Raw genomic sequence first — 21721 nt, 5'->3', positions numbered from 1 at the left:
GGACACCAGCAAAACCCAAGAACAATCAGGACTTTCCATGCAATACCTCATTCCCCGTGCGGCCTGGCCGTGCATTGTTGTTTCCGCTGTTTCCCCTGCCTGTCAAGGAGGCCGCCATGACTAAGGCTGCACCGGGCAAGCTCGGCTTCTGGATGTGTACCGCCCTGGTGGTGGGCAATATGATCGGCTCTGGCGTGTTTCTGCTGCCGGCGTCGCTGGCGCAATACGGTGGCTCGTCGCTGATTGGCTGGACTATTACCTCGCTGGGCGCCATTTGCCTGGCGCTGGTGTTTGCCAAGCTGGCCACGCTGCTGCCACATAAAGCTGGTGGCCCTTACGCCTATATTCACGAAGGCTTTGGCGACTTTGCCGGTTTTCTGATTGCCTGGGGGTACTGGATCGCGCTGTGGGCCGGCAACGCCGCGCTGACCGTGGCTGGTGTCAGCTACCTGGGGGTGTTCTTTCCGGTGCTGAACCAGAGCAACCTGGCCGCCGGTGCCACCGCCATCGGCCTGATCTGGCTGGTGACCTGGATCAACAGCCGCGGCCCGCAAAGCTCGGGCCGCGTGGCGATTGTCACCACGCTGATCAAGCTGTTGCCGCTGGGTGGCGTTACCATCGCCGGTTTGCTGTACCTGAACCCGGACTTCGTGCAATTCAACCCGCAGCACAAGCCGCTGGGCGAGGCGATCCCCGCCACCATGGCGCTGACGCTGTGGGCGTTTCTGGGGCTGGAGTCGGCGTCGGTGCCGGCCGGTGACGTGGATCAGCCGGAGCGCACCATCCCGCGTGCCACCGTGCTGGGCACGCTGATTGCCGCCGGGCTGTACATCCTGAGCACCATTGCGCTGCAGGGGCTAATGCCGGCCAGCCAGTTGGCCGCATCCAGCGCCCCGTTTGCCGACGCTGCCCGCCACCTGTGGGGCAACTGGGCGTATTACGCGGTAGGCCTGGGCGCGGTAGTGTCCTGTTTTGGCGCGCTGAACGGCTGGTGCCTGATGCAGGGCCATATTCCGGCCGCGGCCGCACGCGACCATTTGTTCCCGCGCTTCTTTGTGCGTGAAAACAAGGCCGGTGTGCCTATCGTAGGCTTGCTGTTGTCTACCGTGCTGGTGACCATCCTGCTGGCCAGCAAGTACGCTGGCGGCGACAGTGGCGTGCAGATTTTCGAATTTGTCATCCTGCTGGCTACCGCCACCACGCTGCTGCCGTATGCTTTCTGCGCCATGGCGCTGCTGGCGGTGATGCTGAAGCGCCACCGCCAGTTCACACGCCGCGACTGGTACGCACCGCTGGCGTTTTCGTTTGGCGGTTTCATCTTTGCCATGTGGACCATTTATGGCTCGGGTGCCGAGGTGGTGATGTGGGGCGTGCTGCTGCTGCTGGCCGGCCTGCCTATTTATCTGTGGCAGCTGCGCGAGCGGCTGGTGAAAGGCTAAGCAGGGCAGGGTAGCTTGCGGCCAACATGACAGCAGGCCCGGCGTACACGGTATGCCGGGCCTGGTTTTTTTGCGGCCAACCTTGGCCCTGCTCAGTCCAGCTTGAACGGAATCAGGTGGTTTTCGCCATGTAGCAGACAATGCGCCCCGATATCGTTTGCGCCAGGCATGGCAGTTTCTAGCAGAGGGGCACTCTCCGCCGCGCGGCCAAAAGCCTGGGCCGCGGCCCGTATCACCAGTGATTTTTCCAGCGGCGCCAAGTGTGCGGTAACGTGCTGCAGGGTATCGTGCAGCACGGTGGCGTATGGCCGGCCGGGGCCCGCCAGCCGCGCGGCATGTTCGCTATAGCTTTCCAGATTGGCAAGAATCTCGTCCATCGATAATGACGGCATGGCGTTCTCCTGTATGACCTGTGCCGTCAAACCCTGGTGGGCTGGCAGCGTGATGGCAGAAGGGTAAAAAGCGGGGGCTTGGTCTTGTGCCATGGCCATCTTGTGCGCTTGAGTTGTCCGGTATGTGTTGGCATGGTAAGCCGGGTGCTAATGTTTTTGCCGGCCAAAGGCCGTTGCTGCAAGACATTTGATAGCTATATAGCATAGCGCATTGGCTGTGCCTGTTCATCTGTTCAAAACCCGGCAAACCGCAGCCACAGTGCTGCCAAATCCAGCTTGCCAAGCCACGCTGTGGCAACGATAATGCGCGCATTCCGCAGGAGAGAGCGGTTTGCCCGCAGGGCAGAACCGCCGCCGAAGGCGCAAGTGCACCCGCAATCGCTCAGGCAAAAGGACTGCAAGAATCGGGGTTTTCCCCGCAGAATCTGGAGAGCGGCGCACAGGATGCGCCCACCGAAGGGGCTAACGGCGCAATGCCGGAAAATCTCAGGTGCAGGGACAGAGGGGTGTGAGAAACAGAGGAAACTCACGCTCGGACAAGGACCTGCCATGACAGCCCCGCAACGCACCCCCCTATACGAAGCCCATCTCGCCTCCGGCGCGAAAATGGTCGATTTTGCCGGTTGGGACATGCCCATCCATTACGGCTCGCAGCTGAAAGAGCACGAAATCGTGCGTAGCGACGCCGGCATGTTCGATGTGTCGCACATGACCGTGGTGGACATCACCGGTAGCGACGCCAAGGCCTGGCTGCAAAAGCTGATTGCCAATGACGTGGCCAAGCTGGGTTTCGAGGGCAAGGCGCTGTATTCCGGCATGCTGAACGAACAAGGCGGTGTGGTAGACGATCTGATCGTATACCTCACCGCTTTTGGTTATCGCATGGTCGTTAACGCCGGCACCACCGAAAAAGACCTGGCCTGGATGGACAAGCAGTCCGCCGGTTTCGATGTGAAGCTGCAAGTGCGCCGCGACCTGGCCATGCTGGCCGTGCAAGGCCCTACCGCCATCGACAAGGTGTGCAGCGTGAAGCCGGCGCTAGCCGACGCTATCCGCGCGCTGAAAGTGTTTCAGGGCCTGCCATCCGGCGAGTGGTTCTTTGCCCGCACCGGCTACACCGGGGAAGACGGCCTGGAAATCATGATTCCCGCTACCGAAGCCATCACCTTCTTCAACGAGCTGAAAGACGCCGGCGTGGCGCCTATCGGCCTGGGCGCCCGCGACACGCTGCGCCTGGAAGCCGGCATGAACCTGTACGGCCACGATATGGACGACAGCGTCTCCCCGCTGGAAGCCGGCATGGGCTGGACCATCGCCATGACCGAAGGCCGCGACTTTATCGGCCGCAGCGCGCTGGAAGCGCAAAAAGCCGCCGGCGTGGCCATGAAGCAGGTCGGCCTGGTGCTGGAAGGCCGTGGTGTACTGCGCGAAGGCCAGAAGGTTGTGGTAGACGGTATCGGCGAAGGCATCATCACCAGCGGCACCTTCTCGCCCACCCTCAAGCATTCCATCGCCATCGCCCGTGTACCGGCAGCCACCGGTGCTACCGCCCAGGTAGACCTGCGCGGCACGCTGACCGACGTGCGTGTGGTGAAAATGCCGTTCGTGCGTAACGGCAAGAAAGTTTTTGAATAAGCTGGTGTATAACGACGGGGCGAGCGAGCGCCTGCCCCGTTACACCAACACGACACATTTTTCTGGAGAGAAACGATGAGCAACATTCCTGCCGAACTGAAATACGTATCCAGCCACGAATGGCTGCGCCTGGAAGCCGATGGCTCCGTAACCGTAGGCATTACCGAGCACGCGCAAGAGCTGCTGGGTGACATCGTATTTGTCGAGCTGCCCGCCGTAGGCGCCAACCTGGCTGCCGAAGAGCAAGCCGGCGTGGTGGAATCGGTAAAAGCCGCTTCCGACGTATACGCCCCGATCGCAGGCCAAATCCTGGAAGTGAACGCCGAGCTGGAAGCCAACCCTGAGCTGGCCAACAGCGAGCCGTACGCCGCAGGCTGGTTCTTCAAGATCAAGCCGGCCAACGCTGCTGATCTGGACGGCCTGCTGGACGCCGCTGCCTACGCAGCCGAAATCGGCGCCTGATAAGACAGCCCTGCCATCGCAAGATGGCGGGGCATTTTTTTTTATTAGCCACGGAAACACACGCAAGGACACAAAAATGGCTGGCGGCGCTTGAGGCGAGTGCCACGACCAGGCTGCTACACCTTTGGCGCAGTACGCCCAGCTTTGGGTTACGCCGCAACAGGTTTGAGCTGTTGCCCTACCGGTGTTTTTTCGTGTGTTTTCGTGGCTAATCGATTAGACGGAATCGCAGACATGTCTCTCTCGCAACTCTTCAATCATCAAGAATTCATCGCCCGCCACATCGGCCCGTGCGATACCGAACAGCAGCAGATGCTGGCCGAAATCGGTGCCAGCTCGCTGGAAGACCTGGTGGCGCAAACCGTGCCCGCCGGCATCCGCTTTAACCGTGCGCTGGACCTGCCGGCTGCGCAGCGCGAAGTAGACGCCCTGGCCGACCTGAAAACCGTGGCCAGCAAGAACGTCATCAACAAATCGTTTATCGGTATGGGTTACTACCCGGTGATTACCCCCGGTGTGATCCTGCGTAACGTGCTGGAAAACCCGGGCTGGTACACCGCCTACACCCCGTACCAGGCTGAAATCGCCCAGGGCCGCCTGGAAGCACTGCTGAACTTCCAGCAAATGGTGATCGACCTCACCGGCCTGGATATCGCCAACGCCTCGCTGCTGGACGAAGCCACCGCCGCCGCCGAAGGCATGGCGCTGGCGCGTCGCGCTTCCAAGGTAAAAGGCGACCGCTTCTTTGTAGACAGCCGCGTGCTGCCGCAAACGCTGGACGTGCTGAAAACCCGCGCCGAATACTTCGGTTTCGAGCTGGTGTCGGGCCACCCGGAAGAAGCCGGCAACGGCGACTACTTCGGCGCGCTGTTCCAGTACCCGGGCGAAGCCGGCGACGTGCTGGACCTGACCCCGTACATTGCTGCCGTCAAAGCCAAAGGTGGCGTCGCCATCGTGGCCGCCGACGTGATGGCACTGGTCGCCCTGAAATCGCCAGCCGAAATGGGCGCCGACGTAGCCCTGGGTAACACCCAGCGCTTTGGCGTGCCGATGGGCTTTGGCGGCCCGCACGCGGCCTACTTTGCTTTCCGCGACGACATGAAGCGTTCGGCGCCTGGCCGCATCATCGGCGTGTCCATCGATGCCAAAGGCAAGACCGCGCTGCGCATGGCGCTGCAAACCCGCGAGCAGCACATCCGCCGCGAAAAAGCCAACTCCAACATCTGCACCAGCCAGGTGCTGCTGGCCAATATGGCCGGCATGTACGCCGTGTACCACGGCCCGGCTGGCGTGAAGCGCATTGCCCAGCGCATCCATCGCCTGGCCGCCATTTTCGCCCACGCGGTGAAAGCGGCAGGCGGGAAGCTGAAGTTCGAGCAGTTCTACGACACCGTACAGGTGGAGCTGGGCGCCAATGCGGCCAAGGTATACGCCGCTGCACTGGCTGCCGGTATCAACGTGCGTGACGCCGGTAATGGCGTGCTGGGTGTGGCCTTCCACGAAGCCGCTACCGAAGCCGACCTGGCTCAGCTGATTGAAATCTTCACCGGCAAGGCGGCCGACATCGCTGCGCTGGACGCGGCCGCTGCCGACGCCATTCCGGCCAGCCTGAAACGCGAATCCGCCATCCTCAGCCACCCGGTGTTCAACGAGCACCACAGCGAGCACGAGATGCTGCGCTACCTGAAGAAGCTGGAAAACCGCGACCTGGCGATGAACCACAGCATGATCAGCCTGGGCAGCTGCACCATGAAGCTGAACGCCACCAGCGAAATGATCCCGGTGACCTGGCCCGAGTTTGCCAATATGCACCCGTTCGCCCCGCGCGAGCAGGCTGCCGGCTACCTGGAAATGATCGAAGGCCTGCAGCAGCAGCTGCTGGCCATCACCGGCTTTGACGCCATCTCCATGCAGCCGAACTCCGGCGCGCAGGGCGAATACGCCGGCCTGCTGGCTATCCGCCGCTACCACGCCAGCCGTGGCGATGCGCACCGCACCATCTGCCTGATCCCGCAATCGGCGCACGGTACCAACCCGGCCACCGCACAGATGCTGGGCATGCAGGTTGTCGTGGTGAAAACCGACGACAACGGCAACGTGGACATGGCCGACATGCAGGCCAAGGCCGAGCAGCACGCGGCCAACCTGGGCGCGTTGATGATTACCTACCCGTCCACCCACGGCGTGTTCGAAGAGTCCATCAAGGAAATCTGCGAACTGATCCACGCCAACGGCGGCCAGGTGTACATGGACGGTGCCAACATGAACGCGCAGGTGGGCCTGACTCGTCCGGCCGACATCGGTGCCGACGTGCTGCACATGAACCTGCACAAAACCTTCTGCATCCCGCACGGCGGTGGCGGCCCGGGCATGGGCCCGATTGGCATGAAAGCGCACCTGGCGCCGTTCATGGCCAACCACGTGGTAGCGGAAGTACCGGGTGCCGTGGCCGGCCAGAGCGCGGTATCCGCTGCGCCGTTCGGCTCCGCGTCCATCCTGCCGATCTCCTACATGTATATCCGCATGATGGGCGCAGAGGGTGCCAAGCGTTCTACCGAGATCGCGCTGCTGAACGCCAACTACCTGAAAGACAAGCTGGCTGCTCACTACCCGGTGCTGTACACCGGCAAGAACGGCCGTGTGGCGCACGAGTGCATCATCGACCTGCGCCCGCTGAAAGCCGCTTCCGGCGTAACCGAGGTAGACGTGGCCAAGCGCCTGATGGACTACGGCTTCCACGCGCCGACCATGAGCTTCCCGGTAGCCGGCACGCTGATGATCGAGCCGACCGAGTCCGAGTCCAAGGCCGAGCTGGACCGCTTCATTGCCGCCATGGTGTCCATCCGTCAGGAAATCGACGCGGTGCAGAACGGTGTTTGGCCGAAGGACAACAACCCGCTGTGCAACGCACCGCACAGCAAGGCCGACATCGCTGGCGAGTGGACCCGCCCGTACAGCCGCGAGCAGGCGTTCTTCCCGCTGCCGTACGTGCTGGAAAACAAATTCTGGCCTAGCGTGAACCGTATCGACGACGTATACGGCGACCGCAACCTGGTGTGCAGCTGCCCGTCCATCGACAACTACGAGTAAGCCTTGCCCATGCGGCCAACCTGGCAGGTTGGCCGCAGGCAAAGCAAAACCCCGCCGGTGCAAGCTGGCGGGGTTTTTTGATGGCGGCTGCCAAAACTAGCCGCTGAAGCTGGCCAGCGTTTTGTTGAGGTTTTGCGCTAGCTGCTGCAGGCGGCGGGTTTCGGCTTCTACCTCCAGCGCGCTGTTCAGCGTACGGCGTGCCATATCGGACACCTGGTCGGCGTTGCCGGCAATATCCTGGCTGGCGCTGGCTTGCTCTTGCAGCTCCTGGTGGATCTGCCCCATGGTGTTGACGCTTTCGCGGGTGCGGTCTTCGATCAGCTCGATGGCGTTGCCGGCTTTTTGTGCCTCTTCCGAGCTTTGTGCAACCTGGCGTATGCCTTCTTCCATGGCGTGTACCGCTTGCTGTGCCGAGGTCTGGATACTGGACACCATGGTCTGGATTTCCTGGGTAGCTGTGCTGGTGCGCACCGCCAGGTTGCGTACTTCGTCGGCCACCACGGCAAAACCGCGGCCGGTTTCGCCGGCACGCGCGGCTTCAATGGCCGCATTCAGCGCCAGCATATTGGTTTGCTCGGCAATGCCGGTAATGGCTTCCACTACGCGCCCGATCTGCATGGCGCTGCTTTCCAGCGAGTGGATCACACTGGACACGTGCTGCACCGACTGGGTGGCGGCCAGAATGGCATTGGCAGACTGGGTGACCGTCTGGCTACTGCTGCGTGCCTGTTCGCCCGCCGCCTGGCTGCACTCCAGTGCGCTGCGTGTGCCTTGGCTGACGTTGGCCACACTATGGCTCATCTGGCTGATGGCGCTGCTGATATGCTCGGCCGAGCTGCTCTGTGCTTCGGCATCGCTACGCACACGGGCGGTGAGGCTACCTATGCTGCTGCTGGTGTTTTCCAGCGAGCCGGCAACTTCTTGCAACTGGGCAACCAGCTTTTGCTGTGATTGCAGCATGCGGTTAAAGGCTTGTATTGAGACAGACAGCTCCAGCCCGGCGTGGTCGTCTACACGCAGGCTCAGGTTGCCGGTCTTGATGACCTGGTTGGCCGTGCTGGTCAGTGCCTGTAGCGGGCGCAGCAGCAGGCGGCTCAGGACGGCTGCGTAGGCGATCAGCAACACGGCAGCCACCAGTGCCAGCGTGCCGCTCATGATGGATTGCTTGCTGATACCTGCGTCTACTGTCTGTTGGGCACTGGTGGAAGACTGTTCGATAGCATCGGTGACTTTTTCCATGCCACCTTCCAGCGCGTCAAAGTCCTGCTCGAAGGCGGGCAGGGTGGCCAGCGCCTTGTCCGGCTGGCTTTCCAGGCTGCTGATGATGATGCTGGCCGATTGCAGATAGCGTTCTACCTGCGGGATGACTTCGCCGTAAAGCGCCTTGAGTGGTTCATTGGTGCTGGCGCGCTGGGTATTGTCGGCCATCAGCTCGCGAAAGTGTTTGGCGTGCTCGGCCAGGTCTGCAGCGATGCCCTTGAGCTTGTCCTTTTCGCCCAGCTTGTCCCGGTATAGCGCCGACAGCACGTCCGAGCGCACCGCGTCGTGCATCATGTCGGCTTCGGTTTGCTGGCGAATCATTTTCTGGGTGTTCAGCAAGTAGTCCACCTCGCCGGCAATACTGCGGGACCCCAGCAGGCCACTGGTACCCAGCGCCACACAGAACAGGATCGCAATACTCACAATCAGCATGAGGTGGGTACGCAAAGAAATACGCTTCATCGCATTTTCCTTGAAAATGGGGCAGCAAAATGCCAAGTTTTTTATTTATAGTGCTTTCAGCTAGGCTTGCCAATGATTGGACATATTTTTTTGTCATTAACGGCGTGTGGCAGGGTACTGGCGAAAAAACGGCTGGCATGTAGAATGGCGTAGTCTTCTTTATATGGTGTTTACCCTGTCCAATGGACGTGCTTATATTAGTTGTACTCTTTCTCCTCAATGGCATCTTTGCCATGACCGAAATCGCCATTGTCTCCTCGCGCAAGGTTCGCCTGCAGCAGTGGGCAGACGAAGGCAACCGCGGCGCCGCTGCGGCGCTCAAGCTGGCAGAAGAACCCACCCGTTTTCTGTCTACCATCCAGATCGGCATTACCCTGATCGGCATTTTGTCCGGTGCATTCGGTGAAGCCGCCATTGCCGACCGCCTGCAGCACTATCTGGAAACCTACCCTGTACTGGCCGAGTTTGCCCGCCCCATAGCCCTGACGGTTACGGTGATGCTGATTACCTATTTCTCGCTGATCATCGGCGAGCTGGTACCCAAGCGCGTGGGCATGCAGAACCCCGAAGTGCTGGCTTCTATCCTGGCGCGCCCTATGCTGCTGCTGGCCCGTGTCACCTCCCCGGTAGTGCGCTTGCTGAGCCTGTCTACCGAAGCAGTACTGCGCGTACTGGGTGTCAAAAAGAATAAAGACCCGTCCATCACCGAAGAAGAAATCAAGGTGTTGATGGAGCAGGGTGCTGACGAAGGCATCTTTGACCGCGCCGAGCAGGAGCTGGTGGAAAACATCTTCAGCCTGGACGAGAAAAAGGTGGTTTCCATCATGACGCCGCGCAAAGACATCATTGCGCTGGACGTGGAAGACCCGCTGGAAGAAAACCTCAAGATCATTCGCGGTAGCGTGTTTACCCGCTACCCGGTGGTAAAAGGCGGTTTCGAGAACGTATTGGGCATGGTGCAGGCCAAAGACCTGCTGCACCGCCTGCTGGACGACAAATCGGTGAAGCTGGCCGAATCGGTGCGCCCGCCGCTGTACGTGCCGGAAGCCATCAGCCCGATGCAGCTGTTGGAGCAGTTCAAGCGCACGCGTAACCACACCGCGCTGGTGGTGGACGAATATGGCGAAATCGAAGGCCTGGTTACCATCAACGACGTGATGGAAGCTATCGTGGGCGACCTGCCCACCGAAGCGGGCGACGGTGACGATGAAATCGTGCAGCGCGAAGACGGTAGCTGGCTGGTGGACGGCATGATGTCGCTGGAAGACTTCAAAGAGCATTTCGAGCTGGATAGTATCGAGGGCGAAGAGTCGGGCAACTTCCAGACCCTGGGCGGCTTTGTCATGTTCATGCTGGGCCGCGTACCCAGCGCCGCCGACAAGGTGGTGTGGAACGGCTTCAGCTTCGAGGTAATGGACATGGACCGCACCCGGGTAGACAAGGTGCTGGTGATTGCGCCTCCCGCGCCCCCGGCTGCCGATTAGCCCCTGGCTGGTACGCTACCCTGCTGTAAGGCTGTGGCGGCCCGAGAGACAAAACCCCCTGCTGGCTTGGCAGGGGGTTTTGCTTGTCAGGCTTGCGCTACCTGTACGGGCAGGGTTGGCCGCAGTTTAGCCTGCGGGTGTCACGTTGGCCGGGCCTAGCTGCTGGAAGGTCAGGAAGTCTTGCTGGCTCATGGGTCTGGCCAGGTAGTAGCCCTGCACGTAGTGGCAGCCATGGGCCTGCAGAAACGCCAGCTGTTCGGCGGTTTCCACACCTTCGGCCACCGTCTGGATGCCTATGGTGCGCGCCAGCGACAGAATCGCCTTCACCACCGCCTGGTTGCGCGGGCTGTTGAACAGGCTCCAGATAAAGCGTTGGTCGATTTTGACCTTGTCTACCGGCAGTTCCACCAGATAGTTCAGCGACGAGTAACCCGCGCCAAAATCATCAATGGCAATACGGAACCCTGCCTGGCGTAGCCGGGTCAGTGTCACCGAAATGGCTTCCAGGTTCTGGATCAGCGACGACTCGGTCAGCTCCAGCTCGATGGCGGAGGCTGGTATGCCATGCTGCGATACCGCTTGCGCCAGCCGCTCGGGCAGGTCGCTCATGGCCAGCTGGCGTGCCGACAGATTGATGCTGATGCTTTGCGGCTGGCCTTGCTCAACGCTGGTGGCCACAAAGCGGCAGGCTGCCTCCAGTACAAAATCGCCTATGCCTTCTATCAGGCCATGCTGTTCGGCAAAGGGGATGAATACGCCTGGCGAGGCCTGGCTACCCCCGCCAGGCCAGCGCAGTAGTGCTTCGCCGTAGCTGCCCAGCCCGTCGCCCAGCGGGATGATGGGCTGGTAATGCAGCACAAACTGCTGCTCTTCTATGGCGTGGCGCAGCTGGGAGAACAGCTCCATCTCACCGCGTAGCCGGGCTTCGATCGCGGGTTCGAAGAAACAATAGCGGTTACGCCCCAGCGCTTTGGCCTGGTACATGGCGGCATCCGCATTTTTCATCAGGTTTTCACTGTTCTCGCCGTCGCCGGGGAACATGGCAATGCCGATGCTGGCGCCGACCTCGGCATCGCGCGCCTCCAGGCGGAAAGGCAGGTTCAGCACGGTGACGATGGCGTCGGCTGTGCGGGCTACCTGCGACGGCGTGCAGTCGCGCAGGATAATGCAGAATTCGTCACCCGATAGCCGCGCTACCGTGTCTTCCAGCCGTACCGTACCGCGCAGGCGTTCGGCTACGTCCATCAGCAGCTCGTCGCCCGCTTTATGCCCCAGCGTGTCGTTGACGTACTTGAAACGGTCCAGATCCAGCAGCATGGTGGCGAAGCTGCGCTTTTCTTCGCGGGCAATGTCTATCTCGTGCGTCAGGCGGTCTTTCAGCAGCACGCGGTTGGGCAGGGCGGTGAGCGGGTCGTAGTAGGCCAGGCGGCGTAGCTGGTTTTCCGCCAGCTTGAGCTGGGTAATATCCGACAGGATGCCCACATAGTGCGTGACGGAGCCGTCCGGCTCGGTGGCGGCATTGATGGTAAGCAGGGCATGCACCAGGCTGCCATCGGTGTGGCGGTTAACGATTTCACCCCGCCAGCGCCCGGCGCTGGACAGCTGTGTCCACAGCTGCTGGTAGAACTGGCGGTCGTGGTGGCCGGAGCGGGCAATGGGCGGGCGCTTGCCGCAGAGCTCGTCCAGCGTCATGCCGGTCATCATCTGGTAGGAAGGGTTGGCCGCAACGATATGGGTATCCGGTGTGGTGATGATGACAGCGTCTTCGGTGTGCTCGAACACCATTTCGTACAGCCGGCGACGCTTTTCTGCCTGCTGGCGCTGACGGATTTCGTCTTCCAGCTGGCGGTTGGCTTGCTGCAGGTGGGCGGTGCGCTCGTCTACCATGGATTCCAGCTTATGCTGTTGCGCCTCGCTGCTGGCCAGCAGGGCTTGCTGACTGATCAATAGCTCGCGGAAACGGCGCAGCGCTTTGAATATCGGCTGGAACAGCGCATCGCCTTGCGGCGGCACCACGCTGGTGTCGCCATGCCCCAGCGCCACCAGCAAGGCTTCGGTTTGTTGCAGCTGGCGGCCAATGCGGTGCATGCGCCAGCCTATCAAGGCCAGCGCGGCAAGCAACAGGCCCAGCAGGATGTTTTGTAGCTGGTGGCCGGTGTGCAGGGTTTCCTGCAAGTCGGCCTCGAAGTGGCGGATGGACTTTTCACGCTGCTGGCGTGCCAGTTTGCGCAGCTTTTCCATGTCCTGGGTGACCTGGCGGCTGATAATCAGCGCCTGCTCTTCAGCGGCTTCGGTTTCGCTGGGCAGCAGTTGCAGCAGGTTGCTAGCCTGGGTGTGGTAGCGCATCAGGTCGGCCTGGATCTCGCGTACCAGCTTAGCCAGCGCCGGGCTTTGCCGTGTTTGCTCGCCCAGTGCCAGGGTGTCTTGGGTAAGCTGGTTCAGTGCCTGTTGCAGGCTAAGCTTGCGGCGCACGATATCGCTGGGGCTGAGCTGCTCGGCTTCTTGTTCCTCTACCAGCAGGATCAGCCTGTTGTGCAGGTCGCCCAAGCGCGACACGGTATCGCCCAGCTGCTGCTGTTCGCGGGCGTGGCGGCGGCTTTCATCGGCCAGCAGCCAGGTGCGCCCGTCGTTGTAGTAGTGCAGGAAAGCCATGGCACTGAGCAGCAGTACAACCAGTAATGATTGCAGCCAGAACATTTGGCGGCTGACGGTGTGTGCCAGCGGGAAGAGTCGTTGCAGCATGGGAGGCCCGTGGTCTTGTTTTATTGAAGCATAGTCGCTGGCGGGCAGGTTGGCTTGGACGCAGCATCTCCAGCTGGGTTGCAAAGCTTTGCAAAAAAACAGGCTTTATCTTGTGGCGGCATGACGCTAAGGTATGGCCTGCGGCCTGCCATGATGCGGCCGGCGATAACAAGCCCTAGGGATCTACAAAGATGAAACTGGAAACACTCGCAGTACACGGTGGCTATAGCCCCGACCCGACCACCAAAGCCGTAGCGGTACCGCTGTACCAGACCACCAGCTACGCCTTCGACAGCACCCAGCACGGTGCCGACCTGTTCGACCTGAAAGTACAGGGCAATATTTACACCCGCATCATGAACCCCACCACCGACGTGCTGGAAAAGCGCGTGGCGGCGCTGGAGGGGGGTATTGGCGCGCTGGCGGTGGCATCGGGTATGGCGGCCATCAGCTACGCCATACAGACCATCGCCGAGGCCGGCGACAATATTATCGCCACCAGCACGCTGTACGGTGGCACCTACAACCTGTTTGCCCACACCTTCCCGCAGCTGGGCATTACCGTGCGCTTTATCGACCCGGCGCGCCCGCAAGACATTGCGGCCAACGTGGACGCCAACACCAAGGCAGTATTCTGCGAATCCATCGGTAACCCGCTGGGCAATGTGGTGGACTTTGGCGCGTTTGCTGACGAGGCGCACAAGCACGGCCTGCCGCTGATCGTGGACAACACCGTACCGTCGCCTTACCTGTGCCGCCCGTTCGAGCACGGTGCCGACATCGTGGTGCACAGCCTCACCAAATACCTGGGCGGCCACGGCACCAGTATCGGCGGCATCATCGTGGATAGCGGCAAGTTCCCGTGGGGCGAGCACAAGGAACGCTTTGTGCGCCTGAACACGCCGGACGTCAGCTACCACGGCGTGAACTACGTGGAGGCGCTGGGCGCCGCCGCCTACATCGCCCGTGCCCGCGTGGTGCCGCTGCGCAATATGGGCGCCGCCATCTCGCCGTTCAACGCACACCAGATCCTGCTGGGTATCGAAACTCTGGCGCTGCGCCTGGACCGTATCTGCGATAACACGCTGAAAGTGGCGCAGTACCTGCAGCAGCACCCGGCGGTGGAATGGGTAGAGTACGCCGCGCTGGAAGGCCACCCCAGCCGCCCGCTGGTGGACAAGTACATGGGCGGCCGCGCGTCCGGCATTCTGTCCTTCGGCATCAAGGGCGGGGTAGAGGCGGGTGGCCGCTTCATCGACGCGCTGCAGCTGGTGACCCGTCTGGTGAACATCGGCGATGCCAAGAGCCTGGCGTGCCACCCGGCGTCCACCACGCACCGCCAGCTGTCGCCGGAGGAGCAACTGCGTGCCGGCGTGAAGCCGGAGTTGATCCGCCTGTCCATCGGCATCGAGCACGTGGACGACATCCTGGCCGACGTGGTGCAGGCGCTGGACGCCGCCGCGCGCCAGGCGTAACTCGCTGCCCTTGCTGTAATACCGTTGCGGCCAACCCCACCAAGGTTGGCCGCAATGTTTTTGTCTTGCGCTACACTGGCGCGCTTTACTGCTTTTTTGCCCTGACATGCCTTATACCGTATCTGATTGGCCTGTGCTGGCTGCCTTTACGCTTTTGGCGATCTCCTTGCTGGCGGCCCTGGCCGGGCAGCGCCGGCTGGCGCTGGGCGTGGCCGTGCCAGCTTCAGCCGTGGCGCTGTGGGCGGGCGTGCTGGCGCCGTTAGCTGGCTTGGCTTACGTGCTGCTGGGCTTGGCAGCCTGGCTGTGCCGGCGTTGGCCACGGGCGCGCTGGCCCTGGCTGCTGGCGGTGTTGTTGATACTGGCCTTGGCATTGCACGCCTTGCCCGGTTTTTACCCGCCACGCTGGTGGCAGGGGATGCTGGCTGACAACAGCAAGCCTTACACGCTGTACTGGCACTGGGATAAGGGGCTGGCCGGTTTGTGGCTGCTGCTGTGCCTGCCGGGCGTTGCCATCCCCGCGGTGACAAAGCGTGGCTACTGGCTGCTGGCGTGCGCTGCCTGCCTGTTTGCCGCGCTGGGGCTGGCGCTGGCTAGCGGCTTGCTGGCGTGGCAGCCCAAATGGCCGGCCTGGTGGCTGCCGTGGCTGGCGGCCAACCTGTTGCTGGTGTCCTTGCCGGAGGAGGCGCTGTTTCGCCAGGGGGTGTTTGCGGCTGCAGCGCGCTGGCCGTTATGGCAGCGCTGCGCTTTATCGGCGGTATTGTTTGGCCTAGTGCATATGCCCGGTGGCCTGCTGTGGGCACTGGTGGCGACATTGGCGGGGGCGGCGTACGCGCTGCTGTATGCCGCCACGGGGCGGCTGGGCTACGCCCTGTTGCTGCATACGGGCTTTAATGTGTTGCATCTGGCCTGGCTAAGCTACCCGCAGCTGCGCTAGCCGGCAGCCACAAAGAAGAGCGGCCAACCCTGTTGCCAGGGCTGGCCGTTATAGTTGGCACCTTGCGGTATCAGACTATGGTAGGCGGTTTAACCGCTCTGTTTGTGGTCGCTTATTGATAGGCGCTCTTCTACCAGTAGCTGGGCGGCCATGCGGTCTACACGTGCCAGATCCACGATGTCGCCCAGGGTTGCCAGGCTGGTTTCCAGCCGGGCTATAGCCTGTTTATGTTCTTCAATTGCTTTGAGCATGGCAGCGGCTTGTTGATAAGCAGCTTGCTCGCGCAGGCCGGCATACCAGTTCAGATTACCCATGATGTTTTCCTCCTGCCTTGCCCAGGGGCCTTGCATTCACTAGCGTTGCTGTGTGCTGCCCCATGTTTGTTTATCGACGGGGCGGGGTAAAACCTTAGTTTTTTTCTGTCAATTCAGTTGCATGACATCTGTTGTAAGCAGCGCTGAAAAGCAACAGGCCCGGGGTGTGCCCGGGCCTGCTGTGGTGAGGGGTGCCGGTGTTAGCCGGGCAAGTCGATATATTCCACCTGTGCCGTAGTGCCCAGCGTGTGCTGCAGGAAGTGGGCCATATTGCCGGGCTGGCCGGTGCTGGCAAAACGGTAGTTGGCCGCAGCGCCGTTGGCGGCGGCCAGGCCGTGTTGCTGCATCAGGCGTAGCGTCTGGCGGATCACTGCGTCGGTGGGGTCGATGAGGTCGATGTGCGCCGGCAGCAGCTGGCGCATCAGCGGCGCCAGAAACGGGTAGTGGGTACAGCCCAGCACCACGTGGTCCACGCCGTGCTCCAGCAGCGGGGCCAGCGCGCGGCCAACCACGGCACGGCTGCGTTCGCTGTCCAGCTCGCCCGCTTCTACCAGCTCGACAAAGCCTTTGCCGGCTTGCGGAATCACCAGCGTGTCACCGGCAAACTGCGCCACCAGCTGGCGGAATTTGTCGCCCTGTAGGGTGGCGTGGGTGGCCAGCACGCCCACACGGCCGCTCTGGCTAGCCAGTACGGCGGGCTTGATGGCCGGCTCCATACCGACGATGGGCAGCTGCGGGTAGCGTTCGCGCAGGTGGCGCGCGGCAGCGCTGGTGGCGGTATTGCAGGCGATCAGCAGCAGCTGCGCGCCTTGCTGCAGCAGCCAGGCGGTAATGGCCTCGGCGCGTGCTATCAGCTCTGCCTGGCTGCGCTCGCCGTAGGGGCAGTAGCCCTGGTCGGCCAGGTACACCACATCCTGTTGTGGCAGGGCGTGGCGCAGCTGGCGCCATACCGACAGGCCGCCCAGGCCGGAATCGAACATGCCGATCATGCGTGTGCCCTAGCTGTTCTGGATGACGATCTTCGGCATCTTGCTGGAGAAATCACGCGCCTTGTCGCCTACCTTGACGGCCACGCGGCGGGCAATTTGCTGGTAGCGGGCAGCCAGCTTGCCGTCCGGCTCGGCTACCACGGTGGGCTTGCCCTCGTCGGTAGACAGGCGGATGGACAGGTCCAGCGGCAGCGAGCCCAGTACGTCCACGCCGTACTGCGCGCTCATTTTGTCGGCGCCGCCATGGCCGAAGATGTGCTCTTCGTGGCCGCACTGGCTGCACACGTGCATGGCCATGTTTTCCACGATGCCGAGGATGGGCACGCCCACCTTCTCGAACATCTTCAGGCCCTTCTTGGCGTCGATCAGCGCGATGTCCTGCGGCGTGGTCACCACGATGGCGCCGGTCACCGGTACCTTTTGCGACAGTGTCAGCTGGATGTCACCGGTGCCCGGCGGCATGTCGATCACCAGATAGTCCAGCTCGTCCCACAGGGTGTCGTTGAGCAGCTGCTGCAGCGCCTGGCTCACCATGGGGCCGCGCCATACCATGGCCTGGTCGTCGTCCACCAGGTAGCCGATGGACATGGTTTGTACGCCGTGCGCTTCCAGCGGCTTGAGTTTGCCTTCTACTACTTCGGGCTTCTGCCCTTGCAGGCCCATCATCAGCGGCTGCGACGGGCCGTAGATGTCGGCGTCCAGAATGCCGACGCGCGCGCCTTCGGCCGCCAGCGCCAGCGCCAGGTTGGCCGCAGTGGTGGATTTACCCACGCCACCCTTGCCGGACGACACCGCAATCACGTTCTTTACACCGGGCAGCAGCGGCACGCCGCGCTGGGCGGCATGGCTGGTGATCTGGCTGCTTACATCAACCTCTACCGGGCGGCCGTCGGCAAACGGGGCCAAGGCTTCGCTGAACAGGGCGCCGATCTCGGCAAAGCGGCTTTTGGCCGGGTAGGGCAGCTTGACGCTCAGCGCCAGGCGGCTGCTGTCGTTGCAGGCGATGGCCAGGCCCTTGCGGTAAGGCTTGCCGGTATCCGGGTCGATCAGGTTGGCAAGGGCTGCCAGAATATCTGCGTCGCTGTGAGCCATGTCGGGTGTCCGTGTGGTGTCGGTGTTGGCAGGGCTGCCAAACAGTTTGCCTAGTCGGGAGAACATATTCGTGCGCCAAGTCGGGATTACCCGACTATTTTAATCAGGTTTTGCGCCCGCCGACAGGCGCCGGGGGCGCGGGGAATGCCGCAAATGATAGCCCAAAGCGCCGCCTGTCGCCTGCGTTGGCGGTGCGTTGGCAATAAGCGCTGGCCTAAGTGGCTGATTTCGCGTAGAATCCCCGGCCTTTTTGTCAACGTGACGCGGTGCTTTGCTGCCGCGTCATGGCTTTTGAGGTGTTCTTTTGTCTGCCAATAATAAAATTGCCCACCTGTCTGTTGCTACCTTGTTGTTCCCGCTAGCCCTGGTGTTGTTCGAGTTTGCTGTTTATATCGCCAACGACATGGCGCAGCCGGCCATGCTGCAAGTTACCCGCGAGTTCGGTGTGGACGCCGGCTGGGTACCGCTGTCGATGACCTTCTTCTTGCTGGGCGGTGCGGCGCTATCGTGGCTCACCGGCCCGCTGTCCGACCGCTACGGCCGCCGCCCGGTGCTGCTCGGCGGCGTGGTGTGCTTTATCGTGAGCTGCCTGGCCACCTATCTGGTCAGCAGTATCGAAACCTATATGGCGCTGCGCGTACTGCAGGGCATGGGCTTGTGCTTCATCAATGCCGTGGGCTATGCCGCGGTGCAGGAAGCCTACGCCGAGAAAACCGCCGTGCGCGTTACCGCGCTGATGGCGAACGTGGCGCTGATTGCCCCCATGGTGGGCCCGCTGGCCGGTGCCGCGCTGATCGAGCTGGCGCCGTGGCGTAGCTGCTTCCTGTTTATTGCAGCCTGCGCGCTGCTGGCGCTGCTGGGCCTGTGGTGGAAAATGCCGGAAACCGTACAGCCTGCGGCCAACCCGCGCCCGCTGTCGCGTATGGGCGGCGACTACCTGCAGCTGCTGCGTGACCGCCGCTTTGTGCTGTCGGTACTGTGCATCCCCATGCTGGCGCTGCCGCTGATGGGCTGGATCGCATTGTCGCCGGTGCTGCTGGTGGAAGACCTGGGCATTAGCACGCTGGAGTACGGCCTGTGGCAGCTGCCGGTATTCGGTGGCCTGATCGCCGGTAACCTGCTGCTGGCCGCCCGTGCCGAAGCCTGGCCGCTGGGCCGCTCGGTGCTGCTGGGCATGTGGCCGGTAGTGGGCGGCCTGGTGCTGATGCTGGCGGGCGTACTGTACGGCCATTACCAGCACATCTTCCTGGTGCTGGGCATGAGCCTGATGGCGGTAGGCGAGGGCTTGTCCTTTGGCGTGCTGTACCGCTTTGCGCTGATGAGCAGCCAGCTGCCCAAGGGTGTGGTGTCCGCTGGCATGAGCATGCTGTGCATGGCAGGCTACGGTATCGGCATCGAGCTCTTCCGCTGGGCGTATATCGCCGGCGGCATCACCGGCTTTGCCCTGCTGTCGGTGCTGACCGCGCTGGCTTTCGTGTGGCTGGCGCGCCCGCAAGTGGCGGTGGCCATGGCCGAGCGCGACGACCCGGACCTGCTGCCACAATCGGCCTGACCGGCGCGCCCGCTGGTGCTGGCTGCCAGCGGCTAGCGCCTGGCTGAGCCCGCTGCTAGCGTTGCTGCGGCGGCGTAATTTCACAAGGTTGGCCGCGATGACTGTCGCGGCCAACCTTTGTCGTTATAATCGACGGTTTACCGAATACCTTTCACCGGACGCTTCTCCATGACCACACGCAAGATTCTGGTGACCAGTGCACTGCCTTACGCCAACGCGGGGCTGCACCTTGGCCACATGCTCGAACAGATCCAAACCGATATCTGGGTGCGTTTCCAGAAGATGCGCGGCCACGAGTGCTACTACGTGTGCGCCGACGACACCCACGGCGCGCCCATCATGCTGGCAGCCGAGAAGCGCGGCATCACCCCCGAGCAGCTGATCGCCGAGGTAGAAGCGCTGCACGTAGCCGACTCGCAGGGTTTCCTGATCGGCCACGATAGCTACTACAGCACCAACAGCCCGGAAAACAAGGAACTGGCGCAGCAGATGTACCGCGCGCTGCGTGCTGACAACAAGATCACCTCGCGCACCATCGAGCAGCTGTTCGACCCGGAAAAGCAGATGTTCCTGCCGGACCGCTTCGTGAAGGGCGAATGCCCGAAATGCAGCGCCAAAGACCAGTACGGCGACAACTGTGAAGTGTGCGGTGCCACCTACAACCCCACCGAGCTGAAGAACCCGTACTCGGCGGTGTCCGGCGCCACACCGGTGCTGAAAACCTCCGAGCACTACTTCTTCCGCCTGGGCGAGTGCGCCGACTTCCTGCGCGACTGGACCAGCGGCAACACCACTCGCGCCGACGGCGTGGCACAGCCGCACCTGCAGCCGGAATCGCTGAACAAGATGAACGAGTGGATCGGCGGCGGCCTGCAGGACTGGGACATCAGCCGTGACGCACCGTACTTCGGCTTCGAGATTCCCGATGCGCCGGGCAAGTACTTCTATGTATGGCTGGATGCGCCGATCGGCTACATGGCCAGCTTCAAGAAGCTGTGCGCACAGCTGAACCTGGACTTCGACGCCTGGTTCAAGCCGGATACCGACACCGAGATGTACCACTTCATCGGCAAGGACATCCTGTACTTCCACGCGCTGTTCTGGCCAGCCACGCTGAAGTTCTCCGGCATGCGTGTGCCCACCGGCGTGTTCGCCCACGGTTTCCTCACCGTGGACGGCCAGAAAATGTCCAAGTCGCGCGGCACCTTCATCACCGCCAAGAGCTACCTGGAATGCGGCCTGAACCCGGAATGGATGCGCTATTACATCGCCGGCAAGCTCAACAGCCGTATCGAAGACATCGACCTGAACCTGGGTGACTTCGTGGCCCGCGTCAATTCCGACGTGGTCGGCAAGTACGTCAACATCGCCAGCCGTGCCGCCGGTTTCATCACCAAGCGCTTTGGCGGCAAGCTGGCCGATAGCGTAGAAGACGAAACTCGCCTGCTGGGCAATATCGCCCACGAAGCTGGTAACGTCGCCGCAGCTTTCGAAGCACGCGAGTACGCCAAGGCACTGCGCGAGATCATGGGCATTGCCGACGTGGTAAACGCCTACGTGGACGCCAACAAACCGTGGGAGCTGGCCAAGCAGGAAGGCCAGGAAGCGCGCCTGCACGAAGTGTGCACCGTGCTGATCAACGCCTTCCGCCTGCTCACCATCTACCTGAAGCCGGTACTGCCGAAAGTGGCGCAAGACGTAGAGGCCTTCCTCGACGTAGCACCGCTGCAGTGGGCTGACGCCGGGCAGCTGCTGCTGGGCCACACCATCAAGCCATACCAGCACCTGATGCAACGCGTCGACCCGGTGCTGGTGGACAAACTCATCGAAGCGAACAAACAGACCATGGAAGCACAAGCACCGGCCGCTGCGGCCAACTACGAGCCGCTGGCCGACACCATCAAGATCGACGACTTTGCCAAGCTGGACCTGCGCGTGGGTAAGGTACTGGCCTGCAACTTTGTGGAAGGCTCCGACAAGCTGCTGCAGTTCACCGTCGACCTGGGCTTTGAACAGCGCAACATCTTCTCCGGCATCCGTTCCGCCTACCAGGAGCCGGACAAGCTGGTTGGCCGCAAAGTGATCGTGGTGGCCAACCTGGCCGAACGCAAGATGCGCTTTGGCGTATCGCAAGGCATGATCGTCTGCGCCTCCGGCACTGACGACAGCAGCGGCCTGTTCCTGCTGGATACCGACGACGGCGCACAGCCAGGCATGCGCGTAGGCTAAGCGTTATTGTCTGCTACGCCACAGCGCCCCGCATTGCGGGGCGTTTTTTTTGCCTGTCATCCGGCGTTCATTTGCCGCTGCTAAGCTGTTTGACACTACGCGGGAACCACGTAGTCCTACGTATGGTCAATGTCTTTGACACTGTGTATGGTGTCCTGTAGCTTCAAGCT

The 21721-nt window shown here is 62.0% G+C and carries 15 protein-coding genes and 2 riboswitches; of the genes, 9 read left to right on the top strand and 6 right to left on the bottom strand.

What is annotated here, in order from left to right; genetic code table 11:
- Nucleotides 1-116 precede the first annotated feature (116 nt).
- Nucleotides 117-1439, top strand: a complete 1323-nt coding sequence (locus LCH97_RS07855) for an amino acid permease (RefSeq protein ID WP_227304814.1) — start codon at nt 117-119, stop codon at nt 1437-1439.
- Between the two features lie 92 nt (nt 1440-1531).
- Here the strand turns inward: LCH97_RS07855 and LCH97_RS07850 are convergent, their stop codons facing one another.
- Nucleotides 1532-1924 (bottom strand): hypothetical protein, encoded by a 393-nt coding sequence (locus LCH97_RS07850; RefSeq protein WP_227304811.1) that lies wholly within the window; start codon nt 1922-1924, stop codon nt 1532-1534.
- Between the two features lie 214 nt (nt 1925-2138).
- Nucleotides 2139-2239, top strand: a riboswitch (glycine riboswitch).
- A 7-nt stretch (nt 2240-2246) separates the two neighbouring features.
- Nucleotides 2247-2343, top strand: a riboswitch (glycine riboswitch).
- A gap of 37 nt (nt 2344-2380) precedes the next feature.
- Here LCH97_RS07850 and gcvT point away from each other — a divergent pair.
- From gcvT to gcvP, 3 genes are all read left to right on the top strand, one after another.
- Entirely contained in the window at nt 2381-3466 is a 1086-nt protein-coding gene (gene gcvT / locus LCH97_RS07845) for a glycine cleavage system aminomethyltransferase GcvT (protein WP_227304808.1), read from the top strand.
- Between the two features lie 75 nt (nt 3467-3541).
- Nucleotides 3542-3928 carry a glycine cleavage system protein GcvH gene (gcvH, locus tag LCH97_RS07840; RefSeq protein WP_227304805.1) on the top strand — a complete coding sequence of 129 codons (387 nt, stop codon included), beginning with the start codon at nt 3542-3544 and terminating at the stop codon, nt 3926-3928.
- A gap of 234 nt (nt 3929-4162) precedes the next feature.
- Entirely contained in the window at nt 4163-7018 is a 2856-nt protein-coding gene (gene gcvP / locus LCH97_RS07835; RefSeq protein ID WP_227304802.1) for an aminomethyl-transferring glycine dehydrogenase, read from the top strand.
- 96 nt (nt 7019-7114) lie between these two features.
- Here the strand turns inward: gcvP and LCH97_RS07830 are convergent, their stop codons facing one another.
- A complete protein-coding gene (locus LCH97_RS07830; RefSeq protein WP_227304799.1) occupies nt 7115-8740 on the bottom strand; it encodes a methyl-accepting chemotaxis protein in 1626 nt (541 codons plus the stop codon).
- Nucleotides 8741-8973: 233 nt separating this feature from the next.
- Here LCH97_RS07830 and LCH97_RS07825 point away from each other — a divergent pair, with 233 nt between their 5' ends.
- The gene (locus LCH97_RS07825) at nt 8974-10224 is read left to right on the top strand and encodes a hemolysin family protein (protein ID WP_255619313.1); all 1251 of its coding nucleotides are present in this window, start codon (nt 8974-8976) and stop codon (nt 10222-10224) included.
- A 126-nt stretch (nt 10225-10350) separates the two neighbouring features.
- Here the strand turns inward: LCH97_RS07825 and LCH97_RS07820 are convergent, their stop codons facing one another.
- Nucleotides 10351-12966: an EAL domain-containing protein gene (locus LCH97_RS07820; protein WP_227304792.1), complete on the bottom strand. Its 2616-nt coding sequence runs from the start codon at nt 12964-12966 to the stop codon at nt 10351-10353.
- A gap of 191 nt (nt 12967-13157) precedes the next feature.
- Here LCH97_RS07820 and LCH97_RS07815 point away from each other — a divergent pair, with 191 nt between their 5' ends.
- On the top strand, nt 13158-14441 hold the full coding sequence (locus tag LCH97_RS07815; RefSeq protein ID WP_227304789.1) for an O-acetylhomoserine aminocarboxypropyltransferase/cysteine synthase family protein: 1284 nt from the start codon (nt 13158-13160) through the stop codon (nt 14439-14441).
- A gap of 166 nt (nt 14442-14607) precedes the next feature.
- Nucleotides 14608-15375, top strand: a complete 768-nt coding sequence (locus LCH97_RS07810) for a CPBP family intramembrane glutamic endopeptidase (RefSeq protein ID WP_227304786.1) — start codon at nt 14608-14610, stop codon at nt 15373-15375.
- Between the two features lie 89 nt (nt 15376-15464).
- Here the strand turns inward: LCH97_RS07810 and LCH97_RS07805 are convergent, their stop codons facing one another.
- The 3 genes from LCH97_RS07805 to apbC form a co-directional block, all read right to left on the bottom strand.
- Nucleotides 15465-15689 carry a hypothetical protein gene (locus LCH97_RS07805; RefSeq protein WP_227304783.1) on the bottom strand — a complete coding sequence of 75 codons (225 nt, stop codon included), beginning with the start codon at nt 15687-15689 and terminating at the stop codon, nt 15465-15467.
- Nucleotides 15690-15889: 200 nt separating this feature from the next.
- Nucleotides 15890-16678, bottom strand: a complete 789-nt coding sequence (gene murI / locus LCH97_RS07800; RefSeq protein WP_227304780.1) for a glutamate racemase — start codon at nt 16676-16678, stop codon at nt 15890-15892.
- Nucleotides 16679-16687: 9 nt separating this feature from the next.
- On the bottom strand, nt 16688-17836 hold the full coding sequence (gene apbC / locus LCH97_RS07795) for an iron-sulfur cluster carrier protein ApbC (protein WP_227304777.1): 1149 nt from the start codon (nt 17834-17836) through the stop codon (nt 16688-16690).
- Nucleotides 17837-18074: 238 nt separating this feature from the next.
- On the opposite strand from apbC, the gene LCH97_RS07790 reads away from it, so the two are divergent.
- A complete protein-coding gene (locus tag LCH97_RS07790; protein ID WP_227304774.1) occupies nt 18075-19322 on the top strand; it encodes an MFS transporter in 1248 nt (415 codons plus the stop codon).
- 168 nt (nt 19323-19490) lie between these two features.
- Nucleotides 19491-21551 (top strand): methionine--tRNA ligase, encoded by a 2061-nt coding sequence (gene metG / locus LCH97_RS07785; protein ID WP_227304772.1) that lies wholly within the window; start codon nt 19491-19493, stop codon nt 21549-21551.
- Nucleotides 21552-21721: the final 170 nt, after the last annotated feature.

The sequence above is a fragment of the Vogesella sp. XCS3 genome (assembly GCF_020616155.1).
GTDB lineage: Bacteria > Pseudomonadota > Gammaproteobacteria > Burkholderiales > Chromobacteriaceae > Vogesella.
The sequence above is the reverse complement of the archived record's forward strand: the minus strand, read 5'-3'. Positions and strand labels throughout refer to the sequence as shown.

Excerpts from the sequence above, each read along its gene's own strand:
- LCH97_RS07855 (WP_227304814.1), top strand. The coding sequence starts at position 117 with ATGACTAAGGCTGCACCGGGCAAGCTCGGCTTCTGGATGTGTACCGCC.
- LCH97_RS07850 (WP_227304811.1), bottom strand. The coding sequence starts at position 1,924 with ATGGCACAAGACCAAGCCCCCGCTTTTTACCCTTCTGCCATCACGCTG.
- gcvT (WP_227304808.1), top strand. The coding sequence starts at position 2,381 with ATGACAGCCCCGCAACGCACCCCCCTATACGAAGCCCATCTCGCCTCC.
- gcvH (WP_227304805.1), top strand. The coding sequence starts at position 3,542 with ATGAGCAACATTCCTGCCGAACTGAAATACGTATCCAGCCACGAATGG.
- gcvP (WP_227304802.1), top strand. The coding sequence starts at position 4,163 with ATGTCTCTCTCGCAACTCTTCAATCATCAAGAATTCATCGCCCGCCAC.
- LCH97_RS07830 (WP_227304799.1), bottom strand. The coding sequence starts at position 8,740 with ATGAAGCGTATTTCTTTGCGTACCCACCTCATGCTGATTGTGAGTATT.
- LCH97_RS07825 (WP_255619313.1), top strand. The coding sequence starts at position 8,974 with ATGACCGAAATCGCCATTGTCTCCTCGCGCAAGGTTCGCCTGCAGCAG.
- LCH97_RS07820 (WP_227304792.1), bottom strand. The coding sequence starts at position 12,966 with ATGCTGCAACGACTCTTCCCGCTGGCACACACCGTCAGCCGCCAAATG.
- LCH97_RS07815 (WP_227304789.1), top strand. The coding sequence starts at position 13,158 with ATGAAACTGGAAACACTCGCAGTACACGGTGGCTATAGCCCCGACCCG.
- LCH97_RS07805 (WP_227304783.1), bottom strand. The coding sequence starts at position 15,689 with ATGGGTAATCTGAACTGGTATGCCGGCCTGCGCGAGCAAGCTGCTTAT.
- murI (WP_227304780.1), bottom strand. The coding sequence starts at position 16,678 with ATGATCGGCATGTTCGATTCCGGCCTGGGCGGCCTGTCGGTATGGCGC.
- apbC (WP_227304777.1), bottom strand. The coding sequence starts at position 17,836 with ATGTTCTCCCGACTAGGCAAACTGTTTGGCAGCCCTGCCAACACCGAC.
- metG (WP_227304772.1), top strand. The coding sequence starts at position 19,491 with ATGACCACACGCAAGATTCTGGTGACCAGTGCACTGCCTTACGCCAAC.